The organism is Flavobacterium chungnamense (assembly GCF_039539165.1).
Classification (GTDB): domain Bacteria; phylum Bacteroidota; class Bacteroidia; order Flavobacteriales; family Flavobacteriaceae; genus Flavobacterium; species Flavobacterium chungnamense.
Genome location: NZ_BAABCS010000003.1, coordinates 243,049 through 259,222, shown reverse-complemented (window position 1 = coordinate 259,222; position 16,174 = coordinate 243,049). Strand labels below are relative to the sequence as shown.

16 protein-coding genes are annotated in these 16,174 nt (G+C 30.3%); 8 read left to right on the top strand and 8 right to left on the bottom strand.

Features of this window, described 5'->3' with window-relative positions; translation table 11 throughout:
• The 6 genes from ABD771_RS01835 (at position 1) to ABD771_RS01810 (ending at position 5,946) form a co-directional block, all read left to right on the top strand.
• Entirely contained in the window at positions 1 to 345 is a 345-nt protein-coding gene (locus ABD771_RS01835) for a hypothetical protein (RefSeq protein ID WP_345089806.1), read from the top strand.
• Between the two features lie 386 nt (positions 346 to 731).
• Positions 732 to 2,507, top strand: coding sequence for an arginine--tRNA ligase (argS, locus tag ABD771_RS01830; RefSeq protein WP_345089804.1), 1,776 nt, complete (start codon positions 732 to 734; stop codon positions 2,505 to 2,507).
• Positions 2,508 to 2,570: 63 nt separating this feature from the next.
• Complete coding sequence (locus ABD771_RS01825; RefSeq protein WP_345089801.1) at positions 2,571 to 3,035, top strand: hypothetical protein; 465 nt, start codon at positions 2,571 to 2,573, stop codon at positions 3,033 to 3,035.
• A 133-nt stretch (positions 3,036 to 3,168) separates the two neighbouring features.
• Positions 3,169 to 4,506, top strand: a complete 1,338-nt coding sequence (gene ffh, locus ABD771_RS01820; RefSeq protein ID WP_345089798.1) for a signal recognition particle protein — start codon at positions 3,169 to 3,171, stop codon at positions 4,504 to 4,506.
• 62 nt (positions 4,507 to 4,568) lie between these two features.
• A complete protein-coding gene (locus ABD771_RS01815; protein WP_345090055.1) occupies positions 4,569 to 5,453 on the top strand; it encodes a bifunctional 5,10-methylenetetrahydrofolate dehydrogenase/5,10-methenyltetrahydrofolate cyclohydrolase in 885 nt (294 codons plus the stop codon).
• Between the two features lies 1 nt (position 5,454).
• Complete coding sequence (locus ABD771_RS01810) at positions 5,455 to 5,946, top strand: GNAT family N-acetyltransferase (protein ID WP_345089795.1); 492 nt, start codon at positions 5,455 to 5,457, stop codon at positions 5,944 to 5,946.
• A 31-nt stretch (positions 5,947 to 5,977) separates the two neighbouring features.
• Here the strand turns inward: ABD771_RS01810 and rluF are convergent, their stop codons facing one another.
• The 5 genes from rluF to ABD771_RS01785 all read right to left on the bottom strand — a co-directional run bounded on the left by rluF (position 5,978) and on the right by ABD771_RS01785 (position 10,214).
• Complete coding sequence (gene rluF / locus ABD771_RS01805) at positions 5,978 to 6,769, bottom strand: 23S rRNA pseudouridine(2604) synthase RluF (protein WP_344815076.1); 792 nt, start codon at positions 6,767 to 6,769, stop codon at positions 5,978 to 5,980.
• 82 nt (positions 6,770 to 6,851) lie between these two features.
• Positions 6,852 to 7,691, bottom strand: coding sequence for an alpha/beta fold hydrolase (locus tag ABD771_RS01800; RefSeq protein WP_345089792.1), 840 nt, complete (start codon positions 7,689 to 7,691; stop codon positions 6,852 to 6,854).
• 34 nt (positions 7,692 to 7,725) lie between these two features.
• Positions 7,726 to 8,505 (bottom strand): zinc ribbon domain-containing protein, encoded by a 780-nt coding sequence (locus tag ABD771_RS01795; protein WP_345089788.1) that lies wholly within the window; start codon positions 8,503 to 8,505, stop codon positions 7,726 to 7,728.
• A 3-nt stretch (positions 8,506 to 8,508) separates the two neighbouring features.
• Positions 8,509 to 9,603 (bottom strand): Nif3-like dinuclear metal center hexameric protein, encoded by a 1,095-nt coding sequence (locus ABD771_RS01790; RefSeq protein WP_345089785.1) that lies wholly within the window; start codon positions 9,601 to 9,603, stop codon positions 8,509 to 8,511.
• 47 nt (positions 9,604 to 9,650) lie between these two features.
• On the bottom strand, positions 9,651 to 10,214 hold the full coding sequence (locus tag ABD771_RS01785) for a hypothetical protein (RefSeq protein WP_345089782.1): 564 nt from the start codon (positions 10,212 to 10,214) through the stop codon (positions 9,651 to 9,653).
• A 49-nt stretch (positions 10,215 to 10,263) separates the two neighbouring features.
• Between ABD771_RS01785 and lpxK the strand changes: the two genes are divergently transcribed.
• Together lpxK and ABD771_RS01775 are read left to right on the top strand one after the other, a co-directional pair.
• Positions 10,264 to 11,280, top strand: coding sequence for a tetraacyldisaccharide 4'-kinase (lpxK, locus tag ABD771_RS01780; RefSeq protein WP_345089778.1), 1,017 nt, complete (start codon positions 10,264 to 10,266; stop codon positions 11,278 to 11,280).
• Entirely contained in the window at positions 11,252 to 12,064 is an 813-nt protein-coding gene (locus ABD771_RS01775) for a purine-nucleoside phosphorylase (protein WP_345089775.1), read from the top strand. Before lpxK ends, ABD771_RS01775 begins: the two co-directional genes overlap by 29 nt.
• Before the next feature lie 31 nt (positions 12,065 to 12,095).
• Here the strand turns inward: ABD771_RS01775 and ABD771_RS01770 are convergent, their stop codons facing one another.
• From ABD771_RS01770 to ABD771_RS01760, 3 genes are read right to left on the bottom strand one after another with little or no spacing between them, the layout of a single operon-like run.
• Positions 12,096 to 14,264 carry an ATP-binding protein gene (locus ABD771_RS01770; RefSeq protein WP_345089772.1) on the bottom strand — a complete coding sequence of 723 codons (2,169 nt, stop codon included), beginning with the start codon at positions 14,262 to 14,264 and terminating at the stop codon, positions 12,096 to 12,098.
• 41 nt (positions 14,265 to 14,305) lie between these two features.
• Positions 14,306 to 15,295: a type I glyceraldehyde-3-phosphate dehydrogenase gene (gap, locus tag ABD771_RS01765; RefSeq protein ID WP_345090052.1), complete on the bottom strand. Its 990-nt coding sequence runs from the start codon at positions 15,293 to 15,295 to the stop codon at positions 14,306 to 14,308.
• On the bottom strand, positions 15,291 to 16,172 hold the full coding sequence (locus ABD771_RS01760; protein ID WP_345089769.1) for a cation diffusion facilitator family transporter: 882 nt from the start codon (positions 16,170 to 16,172) through the stop codon (positions 15,291 to 15,293). Before ABD771_RS01760 ends, gap begins: the two co-directional genes overlap by 5 nt.
• Between the last annotated feature and the right edge of the window lie 2 nt (positions 16,173 to 16,174).

Here is a 16,174-nt window from a genome sequence, read left to right as displayed (position 1 = left end):
ATGATTTTTTTACTGATATTAGTCTGTCCAATACTTCTAGGTTATTACATTGATAAGTTATTTTTTTCAGGAAAAAGCGAAGAATCAAATAGTTCATATTGGATTTTATTAGTAATAAATTTTTCTGCAATTTGCTATGCAATTTATGACTTAGGTAACTCTGTAGAAGGAGCTATTGCCAGAGGTATCGTTGGATTATTAAGTTTCATAATCTTTCTTGTTGGAATTCTTAAAATTTTCAGATTAAAAAATAGTTCTACAGAAACTAAATTAAAAATTGCCATAGCATTAATAGTCTTATTAATTATTGGTTTTGGATTGTGTACATCAGAAGGATTATTCTAAATGATATTTAATTAAAAATAAAAACCCCGAATTGCACTTCGGGGTTTTTTAGTTCAAATGCATTATAATTTGAATCATAAAAGCTGTTTTTTGTTGGGGCAAAAAAGGCGCTTAATTTTTTAATGTATTTAGTTAGGTTTTTGTTTTAATAAAAGTAACATCATTAGATGAATTTTATTTAGCCCGATAAATATTATACAAAAAACGATAAAAAGCAAATAAAATCGTTTAAATGCATATATTTTATTTATTTGTATTTTTTTTCTTATATTTTATGTAAACTTAATTCTACAATAAAGTAATTCAAAAAATAGTTACCCTACTCAAATTTTATAAAAACTTTTTCCAATTATATTCTATCTTTGCAACCTCAAAAAATAATAAAAATGACTTTACAACAAATCTTAACTCCAGCCATTATTGAAGCCGTTCAAAAACAGTTTGATATCACTATCGACAAAATTGAATTTCAGGCTACGAGGAAAGATTTTGAAGGTGATATTACTATGGTAATTTTTCCACTTCTGAAAGTTATTAAAGGAAATCCTGTAGATATTGGAACCAAAATTGGAACTCATTTAGTTGAAAATTTAGCCGAAGTTGAAAAGTTCAATGTAGTTGCTGGATTTTTAAATATTGTAATTTCAGATGCTTATTATCTTACTTTTTTTAATGAAATAAAAGATGATAATTCTTTCGGATTTGTTGCTGCTTCCGCAAATTCAAAAGCGGTTATGGTAGAATATTCTTCTCCAAACACCAATAAGCCTTTGCATCTTGGTCATGTAAGAAACAATTTATTAGGATATTCTGTTGCTGAAATCATAAAAGCATCAGGAAAAAAAGTTTATAAAACTCAAATCATCAACGATAGAGGAATTCATATCTGTAAATCGATGTTGGCTTGGCAGAAATATGGTAACGGACAAACTCCAGAAACTTCAGGTTTAAAAGGAGATAAGTTGGTTGGAAATTTTTATGTTGCTTTTGATAAAGAGTATAAAGTTCAAATCAATGAACTTATGGTTCAAGGTAAAACAGAAGAAGAAGCTAAAAAGCAAGCTCCAATTATCTTAGAAGCACAACAAATGCTTTTAGATTGGGAAGCAGGAAAGCCAGAAGTTATTGAGCTTTGGAAAACTATGAACCAATGGGTTTATGATGGATTTGCTCAAACTTATAAAAGTTTAGGCGTTGATTTTGATAGTTATTATTATGAATCAAATACCTATTTGTTAGGAAAAGAAGTAGTTCAATTTGGTTTAGAAAAAGGAATTTTCGAAAAAGATCCTGATGGTTCAGTTTGGATTGATTTAACTCCAGATGGATTGGATAGAAAAATTGTACTTCGTTCAGACGGAACCGCAGTGTATATGACACAAGATATTGGAACTGCAATTCAGCGTGTAAAAGATTTTACAGATGTTGGAGGTATGGTTTACACCGTTGGTAATGAGCAAGATTATCACTTTAAAGTATTGTTTTTAATCCTTAAAAAACTAGGTTTTGACTGGGCTGATAGTTTGTATCATTTATCTTATGGAATGGTAGAATTGCCTTCTGGAAAAATGAAATCTAGAGAAGGAACTGTAGTTGATGCTGATGATTTAATGGAAGAAATGACTACAACAGCAAAGTCAATTTCGGAAGAATTAGGAAAATTAGCTGGTTATTCTGAGGAAGAGAAAGCAAAATTGTATAGAACAATTGGTCTTGGAGCCTTAAAATATTACATGCTAAAAGTAGATCCGAAAAAACAAATGATGTTCAATCCAGAAGAATCAGTTGATTTTGCTGGAAATACTGGTCCGTTTATTCAATATACTTATGCACGTATTCAATCTATTTTGCGCAAAGCTGAGTTTGACACAACACAATCGGTATCAGTAGAGTTACATCCAAAAGAAAAAGAACTTCTTAAGCAAATTGCACTTTTTCCTGAGACTATTCAAGACGCAGCTCGCAATCATAGTCCAGCTTTGCTAGCTAATTATACATACGAATTGGTAAAAGAATTCAATTCGTTTTATCAAAATGTATCTATACTTGGAGAAGAAAATCAAGATAAAAAAGTATTCAGAGTTCAACTATCTAAGAAAGTTGCCGATACTATAAAATCAGCCTTTCAATTATTAGGAATTGAAGTTCCTGAAAGAATGTAATTTTTTAATACTTTTTTCGTAATTTTAACGTTTATAGTTTAGTAACCAAAATACAAACATATCATGAAAACATTAAAATTAATACCAATTCTGCTATGCATTTTTATGCTAAATGTTGCTTCAATGTGTAGTAATGATGATGGTAATTCAAATCCACCTGCTGATCCAACTCCTGTAATAAATACAGTTAATCAAGGAACATGGAGAGTAACTCTTTACAATGATTCTGGAACAATTAAGACTTCAAATTTTACAGGTTATAATTTTACTTTTGGTTCAGGTAATGCATTAACAGCAACCAATGGTTCTAATACATACAACGGAACTTGGTCAGTAACTTCAGGCAATAGTAATGATGATAATCCTAGTAATGATTTAGATTTCAATATTGGATTCACTACTCCAGCCAATTTTGCAGACCTTACTGATGATTGGGATATTGTAACCTACACTGCTTCAAAAATCGAATTAAGAGATGTTAGCGGTGGAAATGGAGGAACTGATTTATTAACTTTTGAAAAAAATTAAATCAATTCCACATAAATAAAGATTAGTTTAAAAACCATTCGTCATTCGAGTGGTTTTTTTCTTTCTAATACTTTCATACTTCAATTTCAAATGCTTAAATTTGCACTTCATTTTTTAGAAAACACCACAAATTATGTTCAATAATTTAAGCGATAAATTAGATAAGGCATTCCATATCCTAAAAGGACACGGAAAAATAACGGAAGTAAACGTTGCAGAAACACTTAAAGAAGTTCGTCGTGCATTACTTGATGCCGATGTTAACTTTAAAATTGCTAAAGATTTTACTACATCAGTAAAAGAAAAAGCAATGGGGCAAAATGTATTAACTACATTAGAGCCTGGACAATTAATGGTGAAATTGGTTAAAGATGAATTAACCGAATTAATGGGTGGAGATGCTGCTGGAATCAATCTTTCAGGAAATCCTACTGTTATTTTAATGTCTGGTTTGCAAGGTTCTGGTAAAACAACATTCTCTGGTAAATTAGCCAATTATCTTAAAACCAAAAAGAACAAAAAACCACTTTTGGTTGCTTGTGATATTTATCGACCTGCTGCTATCAATCAGTTGCATGTTGTTGGTGATCAAATAGGAGTTGAGGTATATTCTGAGCCAGAAAATAAAAATCCAGTTGATATTTCTTTAAAAGCAATTGCTTATGCTAAAGCCAATGGTTTTAATGTAGTAATTGTGGATACTGCTGGTCGTTTAGCTGTTGACGAAGAAATGATGACTGAAATTGCAAATGTTCACAAAGCTATTCAACCGCAAGAAACTTTATTTGTTGTTGATGCAATGACAGGACAAGATGCTGTAAATACTGCTAAAGCTTTCAACGACAGATTAAATTTTGATGGAGTTATCCTTACAAAATTAGATGGTGATACTCGCGGTGGAGCAGCGATTACAATTAAATCAGTTGTAAATAAACCAATCAAATTTATTGGTACTGGTGAAAAAATGGATGCTATCGATGTGTTCTATCCTTCACGTATGGCTGATAGAATTCTTGGAATGGGAGACGTTGTTTCTCTTGTAGAAAGAGCTCAAGAACAATATGATGAAGAAGAAGCAAGAAAAATTCAGAAGAAGATTGCTAAAAATGAATTTGGTTTTGATGACTTCTTAGCTCAAATTCAACAAATTAAAAAAATGGGTAGCATGAAAGACTTGGTTGGAATGATACCAGGTGCTGGAAAAGCGCTAAAAGATGTTGAAATTGAAGATGATGCATTCAAGCATATTGAAGCAATTATCCATTCGATGACACCAATAGAAAGAACAAAACCTTCAATAATCGATATGAAAAGAAAAACTAGAATCGCAAAAGGTTCTGGTAGAAAGATAGAAGAAGTAAATCAATTGATGAAGCAGTTTGACCAAATGAGCAAAATGATGAAAATGATGCAAGGACCAGGAGGAAAAAACATGATGCGCATGATGGGCGGAATGAAAGGTATGAAATAATGGAAAGACGCGATTTATCGCGTCTTTTTTGTAACTATAAAACAACACAACACACAACTACAATGACCATTTTAGACGGAAAAAAAGTATCTGAAGATATTAAAAATGAAATCGCAGCTGAAGTTCAAAAGATGAAAGACAACGGCGAAAAAGTTCCTCATTTAGCAGCAATAATTGTTGGAAATGATGGAGCAAGTTTGACTTATGTTGGAAGCAAAGTAAAAGCATGTGAAAGAGTTGGTTTTGAATCTACCTTGATAAAATTACCAAGCACAACATCTGAAACAGAACTGCTTAAGAAGATTAATGAGTTAAATCAAAATGATGATATTGATGGTTTTATAGTGCAACTACCACTGCCGAAACAAATTGATACACAACAAATCATTAATTGTATTGATCCAAGTAAAGACGTTGATGGTTTTCATCCAGAAAATTTCGGAAAAATGGCTTTAGATATGAGTACATTTATTCCGGCAACTCCTTTTGGAATTTTAGAATTGTTAGAACGATATAATGTTCCAACAGATGGAAAGCATACCGTAATTATTGGAAGAAGTCATATCGTTGGGCGTCCAATGAGTATTTTGATGGGAAGAAATCACTTTCCAGGAAATTCTACTGTTACATTGACACACAGTCACACTAAAAATATAAATCAAATTACAACACAAGCTGATATTATTATCACAGCATTGGGAGTTCCAAATTATTTAAAAGCCGAAATGGTTAAAGATGATGTCGTTGTAATTGATGTTGGTATCACTCGTGTTGTTGACGAAACTTCTGAAAAAGGATACAAAATTGTAGGTGATGTTGATTTTGAAAATGTTTCTAAAAAAGCATCATTTATTACTCCAGTTCCAGGTGGAGTAGGTCCAATGACTATTGCCATGTTATTGAAAAATACACTTTTAGCAAGGGAACAAAAACGTCTAAAAAAATAATATGAATATTGTTGTTGCCACTAAAGAACAATTAGCAATAGTTAAAAGTTTGGCATATAAAATTTGGCCCAATGCTTACGAAACTATTCTTTCAAAAGCCCAATTAGAGTATATGTTAGAGATGATTTACTCTATAGATTCTTTAAAGAAACAATTTGATAATGGACATATTTTTCTATTGATAGAGGATAATCAAAATTTTATAGGTTTTGCATCCTACGAATTAAATTGTAACAATTCAAATAAAACTAAGCTTCAAAAATTATATGTTTTACCAGAAATTCAAGGGAAAGGAATTGGAAAGCAAGTAATTGATTATATTAAAGAAAAAGTTGTTCTATCGAATAATTTAGCTTTGTTTTTGAATGTGAATAAATTCAATAAAGCCAAAGACTTTTACCAAAAATATGGTTTCCAAATTATAAAAGAAGAAGTAATCGACATAGGAAACAACTACATTATGGATGATTATGTAATGGAAATAAAGTGCTAAAAAAAACTCCAACAGAAAAGTTGGAGTTTTTTTATTGTCTTTTTCTAAAATCTCTACGAGTTTGAGATGAAATTTTTGGAGTAACTTTCGGCAAACTTGCTTCTTCAGTTTTACTTGAAGGCTCTATCAATTGATTTAATTGTGTAATTTCTGCTTCTGTAAGTTCACGATATCTACCTAATGGAACATCCAATGAAATATTAATAATTCGAGTTCTTTTTAGAGCAGTTACTTCATAATCAAGATACTCACACATTCTACGAATTTGTCTATTTAGTCCTTGTGTAAGTACAATTCTAAATACGTATTTGCTAACTTGTTCAACTTTACATTTTCTAGTAACCGTTTCTAGAATTGGAATTCCATTAGCCATTCTATCTATAAACCTATCAGTTATAGGTCTATTTACAGTTACTATATATTCTTTTTCGTGATTGTTTCTAGCGCGAAGAATCTTGTTTACAATGTCGCCATCATTGGTCATAAAAATTAAACCTTCACTGGCTTTATCTAATCTACCAATTGGAAAAATACGTTCGTGATAATTGATGTAATCAACAATGTTGTCTCGCACTTCAAGATTAGTTGTACATTCAATTCCGGGCGGCTTATTGAAAGCAAGATAAACTCGTTTTTTATTATTTTCTCTAACTAATTTCCCATCAACACGCACTTCATCTGTTGGTGCAATTTTAGTACCCATTTCTGGCACAGTTCCATTAATCGTAACTCTTCCTTGCTCAATTAACTTATCTGCTTCACGACGTGAGCAAAATCCAGTTTCTGATAGAAATTTGTTGATGCGAGTTAGATTTTCTTCCATTATGCAAAGATAGATTTATTTTTCAGATTTCAGTCCCGAGTATTCGGGATTAGAATGCTTGATAAAATAATTTGTAGAAAAATTACTTTTGAATAAAATCTACTATAGTTTGATACAAATAAGCATCATGCATACTGTGTCCAAGTCCTTTTGTTTCAATAAATTGTGCTTTTTCCCAAGCTTTTGAAATCTTTTTTCCTTCTTCAAATAAAACCACAGTGTCTTGAACATCATGAGCTACAATTCCTTCAATTGTACTATTTTTTAAGAATTTAGAAGCCGAAAAATCATCTATAGTTAGATTGAATCTTTTCTTAGTGTAATCAATTAAAGATTGATGAATACGTTTGTTTAGACTTAACATTTTAATGTAATTATTTAAAATCACTTTAAAATCTGAAGGCGCACCTAGTAAAACTATCTTTTCAAAATTATGATTGTAGTGTGCCTGAAAATAAGCAATTGCATTGCCACCAATAGAATGACCAATAGCAATTTTTGGATTATATTTTTGAACAACAACATCAATGAATTCAGCATAAGTCGGAACATTAAATTCTTTCCCACTACTTTTTCCATGAGCTGGACCATCAATTGCAATAATTGTTTTGCTAGTTTTCTTTAAATGTGTAAGTAATTTTTTCCAACGAGATGCGTTGCTTTCCCAACCGTGAATCAATAGAATGATTTCTTCATTACCTTTCCAAATATAAGTTTGAAATTCATGATCATTGTGCTTATGGCTAACATGTTCTGCTTTAAGTAATGTTTTCGGAATTTTGTGTTCAGTAATTCTGCCTTTTCTCGGTTGACTAAAGAGTTTATACGCTAATGCAAATGCTTTTTTTGGAGCAATATAACTAAGTGTATTAATATAAAATCCAACACTTTTTACAACAACAAATTGAATACTTTTTTCCATAAAAAAATCCCGACGTTAATCGGGATTCAAGATATTACATTTTTGCGAATATTTTTTCCATTTTTTCTCTTTCTTCATCTGCCAACGATGCATCAACTAAAATTCTTCCAGAATGCTCATCAGTGATGATTTTTTTTCTTGAAGCAATTTCAACTTGTGTTTGTGGAGGAATAGTAAAGAATGAACCAGCAGATGCTCCACGTTCAATAGAAACTACAGCCAAACCATTTCTAACACTAGAACGGATTCTTTTGTAAGCAGCTAATAAACGATCTTCAATTTGTTGCTCATATTCAGCTGATTTTTCTGTCAAGAAAGATTCTTCTTTTTGAGTTTCAGCCATAATGTCGTTCAATTCAGCTTTTTTGTGCTTTAAGTGAGTTGTTTTCTGTTCTAATTTTTCTTTAGAATTTGAAACCACTTCTTTTTTGTGCTCAATTGAAGCTTTCAATTCTTTAATTTGCTTTTCAGCTAATTGAATCTCAAGATCTTGAAATTCTACTTCTTTAGTTAAAGAGTTGAATTCTCTATTGTTACGAACATCTTTTTGTTGTTCAGTATATTTTTTGATTGCTGCTTGATGATTTTCAATAGCATTCTTTTTAGCTTTAATACTATCTTCAATAGTTACTAAATCGCTTTGTAGTTTTTCTAAACGAGTAGTCAAACCTGCTACTTCATCTTCAAGATCTTCCACTTCTAAAGGCAATTCACCTCTTACATTTCTGATTTCGTCAATTCTAGTATCGATTATTTGTAAATCGTAAAGCGCTCTTAATTTTTCTTCAACGCTCAATTCTTTTGTAGTAGCCATATTTTATAAGTACTTAACTGGATTTGTATTTTCTTCTGATAAAACGATTGCAAAATTAGTAATTTTTTCTTTAAGAAAATCAACAATATAATTTTTTGTATATCTTTCGCTTTCAAAGTGACCAATATCGGCTAAAACTATCTGATTTTCAGCTTCATAAAAGTTGTGGTATTTCAAATCAGATGTTAAAAAAACGTCAACATTGGCTTGAATTGCGTTTTTTATTGCAAAACTTCCCGAACCACCAAGAACTGCAATCTTTTTAACTCGTTTTCCAAGTAATTGCGAATGACGAATTCCTCCACACTGCATTTTGTCTTTTACAAATTCCAAAAAGTCAATTTCAGACATTGGATTTTCGAGTTCACCAATCATTCCTAAACCAATATTTTGATGAGAATTTTGTAAATCGTAAATTTCATAAGCTACTTCTTCATAAACATGATTAGAAAAAAGAGCTTTCAGAATTTTACTTTGCAAATGTTTTTCAAAAGTAACTTCTATTTTAATTTCTTGTGCTTCGACAAATTCAAATCGCTCTCCAATTTCGGGATTGCTATTTTCATTTCCCATGTAAGTTCCAATTCCTTGAGAGTTGAAACTGCAATCTTCATAGTTGCCAATTTTTCCAGCACCAGCATCAAATAAAGCATTACGTACTTTTTCAACATTCTCAGGAATGGTATAAGTTACCAACTTTTGAATGAAATTTTGTTTAGGAACTAACACTTTAGTATTCTTCAAACCCAAAGCATTACAGAAAATTTTGTTGACACCATTCTTATGATTATCCAAAGCAGTGTGAACGGCATAAATGGCTATATCATTTTTAATGGCTTTTAAAACAGCACGTTCTACATAATTTTTCCCAGTAATTTTCTTCAAGCCACTGAAAAGGATTGGATGGAAGCAAACTACCAAATTGCATTTTTTGGCAATAGCTTCATCAATAACGCTTTCAAGAGCATCATGACAAACTAAAACTCCAGTAGCTTCATCGTTTTGATTTCCAATCAATAATCCTACATTGTCAAAATCTTCAGCATAAGCCAAAGGAGCCATTTCTTCAAGAATTGTGAGTATTTCTTTTGTTTTCATAATTTATTTTGTGTTCTGCAATCTGATATCTGTAAATGCAATCTAAATCAAGTTGCCCATTCATTTAAAACTTCTTTAATATTCCAAACTCCATTGGTATTTTCAAATAATAAAAAACTACCTGAATTATGCTCAATACTTCTATAAAAAGCAACTTTTACCAAACAATATTTTTGTGCAAAATACATTGGTTTGCTTACAATCATTAACCTTTGATTGTTGTCATGAAATCTATCAGAAACTTTCTGAAACTCTTCAAAACTCAAGCAATTATTGACTTTACTTTTCAAATATTGATTTTGATCTGTAAAAAGTAAATCAAATTCTTTTGTCCAATTTTCGTTTAGTTTGATATTAATTTGATTTTTAATTTCTTGTGCGTTTTTCTTTAGTAAATCGCTTTTAGCAATTACTTCTAAAGTTTCTTCATTATTAGGAGCTTTATTACAATAGAAACTCAATAATTGCAATCTATTTTTTACAATTACTTTTTCGTTGGCGTAATATTTTGATAAAAGCACTTTTAAAATTGCAACATCATTGTTTTCTTGGCTAAATCCAATTTGAAAACAAAAGATAAAAGCAAAAAATAGTTTAATATCTAGGTTCATTTTACAAAAATAATTTCAATTCAAAGATAAAAAATTATACTTTCGTACTATGATTATTTTAAGGTATTTACTTTTTCCTTTTTCAATTCTTTATGGTTGGATAACTTCCATCAGAAACTTTCTTTTTGATAAAGGAATTTTGAAATCCTATTCGTTTGATATTCCTATAATTGCCGTCGGAAACCTTAGTGTTGGTGGAACTGGTAAAACACCTCAAATTGAGTATTTAATTCGTTTGCTTTCGTCAAATTATAAAATTGCTACCTTAAGTCGTGGTTACAAAAGAAAATCGGAAGGTTTTGTTTTGGCTGATTCAAATTCAAATGCTGAAATCTTGGGTGATGAACCATTTCAAATTCATCAAAAATTTCCAAATATTCATGTAGCAGTCGATACTCAAAGAAAAAATGGAATAGAACAATTATTAAAATTAGATAATAAACCAGAAGTTATTTTATTAGATGATGCTTTTCAGCATAGAAAAGTAAAAGCTGGATTATATATTTTACTTTCTTCATATAATGATTTGTATTTTAAAGATTTTATCTTGCCAACTGGCAATTTGAGAGAGAGCAAAAGTGGTGCAAAAAGAGCTAACGTGATAATTGTCACAAAATGTCCAAAAGATTTATCGGAACTTGCACAACAAAATATCATTAAAAAGATAGGATTAAATGTTCCAATCTTTTTTAGTTTTATAGATTATGATTCTGAAGTTTATAACGAATTTGAATCTAAAAAAGTTGAAGAGATAATTGATGTTGATAAATTACTTTTAGCAGGAATAGCTAAACCCGAGCCCTTTTTTGCATATTTGCAGGCTGAAAAAAATGTAAAAATGGTTTATCCAGATCATCATCATTTTTCAGAAAAAGATATTGAAGAAATTAAAAATAAAGCAAGTAATAAGTTGATTATCACAACAGAAAAGGATTACGTTAGATTGAAAAATCAAAATTTGAAATCACTTTTTTATTTACCTATTAAAAGTAGTTTCATTTCTAAAGGTGATGATTTTAACCAAACAATTTTAAATTATGTGGGTACAAGTACAAGAAACCGTTAATTATATCAAAGAAAAAACAGGTTTCACACCAGAATATGGGGTAATCTTAGGTTCAGGATTAGGAAGTTTTACTGACGATATTGCAATTGATTTTATGTTGCCTTATTCTGAAATTCCTAATTTTCCTGTATCAACCGTTCAAGGTCACAAAGGCGCTTTAGTTTTTGGAACAATTGGTGATAAAAAAGTTGTTGCTATGCAAGGAAGATTTCATTTTTATGAAGGCTACGATATGAAGCAAGTGACTTTTCCTGTGAGAGTTATGAAATATTTGGGTGTTACGAAATTGATAGTATCCAACGCTTCAGGTGGTGTTAATCCTAAATATGAAGTTGGCTCAATTGTTTTAATAAAAGATCATATCAATATGATGCCAGAGCATCCATTGCGTGGAAAAAATGACGAACGTTTTGGACCAAGATTTGTAAACATGAGCGAACCTTATAGTTTGAAGATGATTTCAAAGGCAAAAGCGATTGCAAGTGAAGCCAATATAGAAGTTCATGATGGAATTTATATGGGTTTACAAGGACCAACTTTTGAAACATTAGCAGAATACAAGATGGTAAAAAATATTGGAGCTGATTGCGTTGGAATGTCTACCGTACCAGAAGTTATTGTTGCACGCCATATGGAATTAGAAACTTTTGGACTTTCGGTAATTACAGATATGGGAGACGAAGAAAATATTGAAGAAGTAAACCACGAGGAGGTTCTAAAAGCTGCTCAAAAAGCCGAACCAAGTGTTAGATTACTCATAAGAGAATTAATAAAACAATATTAAAAAAAAGACGCTTTTGATGAGCGTCTTTTTTTTATAATAAATTATTGGCTATTATTTTGTAAAATTGCTCTGGATCAAATGGTTTGGTGATTACATCATTCATTCCATAAGAAAGGAGCATTTCTCTATTTTCATTTAGTGAAATTGCTGTAAGCGCAATAATTGGAATTTCAGTATTGAATTCTCTAATTTGTTGTGTTGCTATTGTGCCATTTATTCCAGGTAAGTGAACGTCCATTAAAACTAAATCATAATCATTTTTTTGTTTCAAATAGGTTACGCTATCCTCACCATTATCTAATATTTTGCAGAACATACCTTTGTTTTCAATCATTTTTTTGGTAATCATTTGATTGATTTTATTATCTTCTACCAATAGAATTTTCTTGTTTTCAATTGCGGCATTATCTATGGCTTGCTCTTTTATTTCTACGATTTCATTTTGACCAACTTCGAATGGAAGCGAAAATGAAAAAGTGGTCCCCAATCCAACTTTACTATTAATTTGAATTGTGCCTCCCAATAATTCGATTAGTCGTTTTACAATGGCCAGTCCAAGTCCAGTGCCACCATATTTTCTATTAATTTCAATTGAACCTTGAGAAAAGCTTTCAAAAATTTCATTTTGCTTATCTTCAGGTATTCCAATTCCATTATCAGAAACTCTAAATTGGATTTGTATTTTTTTATCTTCAACTTTTTCAAGTTTAGCAATTAGTTTTACATAACCATTTTTAGTAAATTTTAATGAATTACTAATTAGATTAATGAAAATTTGAGACAGCTTTGTAGGATCACAAATTAAATTATCGGGAATAGTATCTTCAATTTCTAAGATAAATGTATTATTGTTTTCTTGAGCAATTTCCTTAAAAGATTTTTGAATATTGGATAATTGAAGTTTTAAATCGCAATTAATTTGTTCAATTGGTATTCTTTCTGATTCAATTCTATTAATCTCTAAAATGTCATTTATAAAAGCTATTAAATAATTTCCTGAGAATTTCAATGAATTAAGATAATTCAATTGGCTATCTTTTGGGTTCTCTTCTAATAATAAATGAGTTATGCCATTAATAGCATTTAAAGGAGTTCGCAATTCATGACTTACGGTAGAAAGAAATTCAGAACGTGCTTTAGTTGCCTTTTCAGCATTTTCTTTAGCTATTTCAAGTTCTTTGTTTTTTTCTTTTAGTAAAGAATTAGATTGCGTTCTTAAGACGTTGTTTTTGTATAGTGACAAACTTAAAAGTGACAAAATTGATATTAATGCAATAGCTAGTATACTTATTAACTTAGCAAAAGTATTCGCTTTTTGTTGATTTTTGTTGTCTTTATCAATTTGTTCAATTAGTTTTAACTTTTCAGAATCTTTGAAAGAAACAAAATCTTCATTTCCTATTTTTTTATCATTTAAATACTTCAAACTATCTTTAAGCTTTAGATATTGTTTCAATAAATAGTGAGATTTTTCAACATTCATAGATTTCTCAAAACACTCACTTAGTGCTAAAAGAATATTGGCTTTTTGTTCTAAATTGTTCTTGTTTATTTCAAGTGCTCTATTGAAATAATTAATAGCTAAGTTATACCTCTTTTTTCCAAATTCAATTGTTCCAACTTGATATAATGCTTCAGCTTTAGTTTTGTAAGTATCTGTTGTGTCTTTTTTTATGATGATTTTTTCAAATAAAGGCATTGCTAAATCAATCTTTCCTTTTTCTTTGTAAACTATTCCTTTTTGGAGATTTAGCATTTCAATTGCATCTGGAATTTTTATCTTCTCATAAATTACTCCAGCTGTATTGAAATTCTTCTCTGCCATTGCCAAATTATTCTTCTCAAGATAACATACACCAATACTATAATGAGTTAATGCTTGTTGAGAAGAGAAAGGTAATGTGGCATAAATTGCAATACTTTTTACAAAAACATTTATGGCATCATCAATTTTTTTTAATTCTAAGTATATAACTCCTAAATTGGAATAACTATCGGCAATTGATTTTTGATTGTTGGATTTGTTTGCAAAATCTAGTGCTTTTTGAGAATAGTTAAGGCAGTTTCTATAGTTGCTATTTTTTTGATTAAACTTCACTAAATCAATATAATAACTAGTACTATCTATTTTCTCAGTTGTTTTTTTTTGAGAAAATGAAATTATAGGAAGTAAAAAAAATAAAACAAAAATATGCCTCATAATAGGAAAATTCCTTTTTTGCGAGGTCTAAAATAAAGAAATTATTTTTGAATAAGTAGTATTAAATCAATTATTCTCGATGAATAACCAATTTCATTGTCATACCAACCAACAACTTTTACCATTTTATCAATTACAGAAGTTAATTGTGAATCAAAAAGACAAGAATTTCTATTGCCAATAATGTCAACAGAAACAATAGAATCTTCTGTGTAATCTAAAATTCCATTTAAATTAGTTTGAGATGCTTTTAAAAATGCTTCATTTATTTCTTCAATAGAAACAGCTCGTTTTACATTAAAAGTAATATCAGTTAGAGAACCATCTGGAACAGGAACTCTAATGCCACAACCTCCAATTTTTCCTTCCATTTCCGGAAAAATTTTAGTCAATGCTTTTGCTGCACCAGTAGTTGTAGGTACAATGGATTGACTTGCGCCACGAGCACGACGTAAATCTTTATGAGGTTGGTCGTGAAGACTTTGATCAGTTGTATATGAGTGAACAGTTGTGATGTATGCTTGTTCAATACCACATAAATCATTAATGACTTTCATCATTGGAGCTGCATTATTTGTTGTGCAACTTGCATTTGAAATAATAATTTCACTTCCGTCAAGTATATTCTCATTTACACCAAGAACCACAGTTTTAATTTCGGGAACTTCAGAAGGTGCTGAAAGAATTACTTTTTTGGCACCATAAACGATGTGATTATTAATTTCTTCAAAAGTTTTATATTTTCCTGTGGATTCAATAACAATATCGATTCCATTCCAATTTAGATTTGAAATTTCTTTTTCGTGATAAAAAGTATACGATTTTCCATCAACGATTATTGATCTTTCATCAAATGAAACTTGATAAGGTAAAACACCATGAATGCTGTCATATTTTATTAAATGTGCCATAGTTCTATTGTCAGCAATATCATTTATGGCAACAACTTCAATATTTGGGTGATTGATAAGTAATCTGAAAAGATTTCTTCCAATTCTTCCAAAACCATTTATGGCAATTTTTGTTTTAATCATTTGGTTCTATGTGTATTAAAACGTGACCTAATTGTGGAATTTCTTCACGCAAAGTATCTTTTAAACGATGTGAAATATCATGACCTTCTTTTACAGAAATATTTGAGTCAACAATAGCATGTAAGTCTACGTGGTATTTCATTCCGGCTTTTCTTATAAAACATTTTTCAGTGTCAATTACACCTTTCACTTGATGGGAAACTGTTCTTATTTCTTCAACTAAATCATCATATAAATGCTCATCCATTATTTCGCCCAAAGCAGGTCTGAAAATTAAATAGCTGTTATATAAAATAAAACCAGAGGCAAAAAGCGCAGCACAATCGTCTGCAGATTCGTATCCTTTTCCAAGAAAAAGTGCAATAGAAATACCTATAAACGCTGCTATTGATGTTATTGCGTCACTTCTATGATGCCAAGCATCTGCTTTTAATGAAGAGCTATTAGTTTCAATACTTTTTTTCATAACTAATTGAAAAGATATTTCTTTCCAAACAATTATTAATCCTAACACGATTAAGGTCCAAGATTTAGGTAATTCGTGAGGTGTGCCAATGTTTAAAATACTTTCGTACGCAATAATTGTGGCAGATGTTATTAAAAAACCAACTACAATAAATGTTATCAAAGGTTCTGCACGGCCGTGACCATAAGGATGATTTTCGTCTGCTGGTCTGCTGGAATATTTGATTCCAAATAGCACTAAAAAAGAAGAAAAAATATCGGTTGTTGATTCAATTGCATCAGCAATTAAAGCGTATGAATTTCCAAAAAAACCTGCCAATCCTTTAATTACAGCTAAAGAAGCATTGCCTATTAAACTAAAATAGGTTGCATTAATGGCTGCTTGTTGGTTGGCTAAATCTTTTGACATTT

Coding starts and splice junctions, on each gene's coding strand:
- ABD771_RS01835 (WP_345089806.1), top strand. CDS start 1: ATGATTTTTTTACTGATATTAGTCTGTCCAATACTTCTAGGTTATTAC.
- argS (WP_345089804.1), top strand. CDS start 732: ATGACTTTACAACAAATCTTAACTCCAGCCATTATTGAAGCCGTTCAA.
- ABD771_RS01825 (WP_345089801.1), top strand. CDS start 2,571: ATGAAAACATTAAAATTAATACCAATTCTGCTATGCATTTTTATGCTA.
- ffh (WP_345089798.1), top strand. CDS start 3,169: ATGTTCAATAATTTAAGCGATAAATTAGATAAGGCATTCCATATCCTA.
- ABD771_RS01815 (WP_345090055.1), top strand. CDS start 4,569: ATGACCATTTTAGACGGAAAAAAAGTATCTGAAGATATTAAAAATGAA.
- ABD771_RS01810 (WP_345089795.1), top strand. CDS start 5,455: ATGAATATTGTTGTTGCCACTAAAGAACAATTAGCAATAGTTAAAAGT.
- rluF (WP_344815076.1), bottom strand. CDS start 6,769: ATGGAAGAAAATCTAACTCGCATCAACAAATTTCTATCAGAAACTGGA.
- ABD771_RS01800 (WP_345089792.1), bottom strand. CDS start 7,691: ATGGAAAAAAGTATTCAATTTGTTGTTGTAAAAAGTGTTGGATTTTAT.
- ABD771_RS01795 (WP_345089788.1), bottom strand. CDS start 8,505: ATGGCTACTACAAAAGAATTGAGCGTTGAAGAAAAATTAAGAGCGCTT.
- ABD771_RS01790 (WP_345089785.1), bottom strand. CDS start 9,603: ATGAAAACAAAAGAAATACTCACAATTCTTGAAGAAATGGCTCCTTTG.
- ABD771_RS01785 (WP_345089782.1), bottom strand. CDS start 10,214: ATGAACCTAGATATTAAACTATTTTTTGCTTTTATCTTTTGTTTTCAA.
- lpxK (WP_345089778.1), top strand. CDS start 10,264: ATGATTATTTTAAGGTATTTACTTTTTCCTTTTTCAATTCTTTATGGT.
- ABD771_RS01775 (WP_345089775.1), top strand. CDS start 11,252: ATGTGGGTACAAGTACAAGAAACCGTTAATTATATCAAAGAAAAAACA.
- ABD771_RS01770 (WP_345089772.1), bottom strand. CDS start 14,264: ATGAGGCATATTTTTGTTTTATTTTTTTTACTTCCTATAATTTCATTT.
- ABD771_RS01760 (WP_345089769.1), bottom strand. CDS start 16,172: ATGTCAAAAGATTTAGCCAACCAACAAGCAGCCATTAATGCAACCTAT.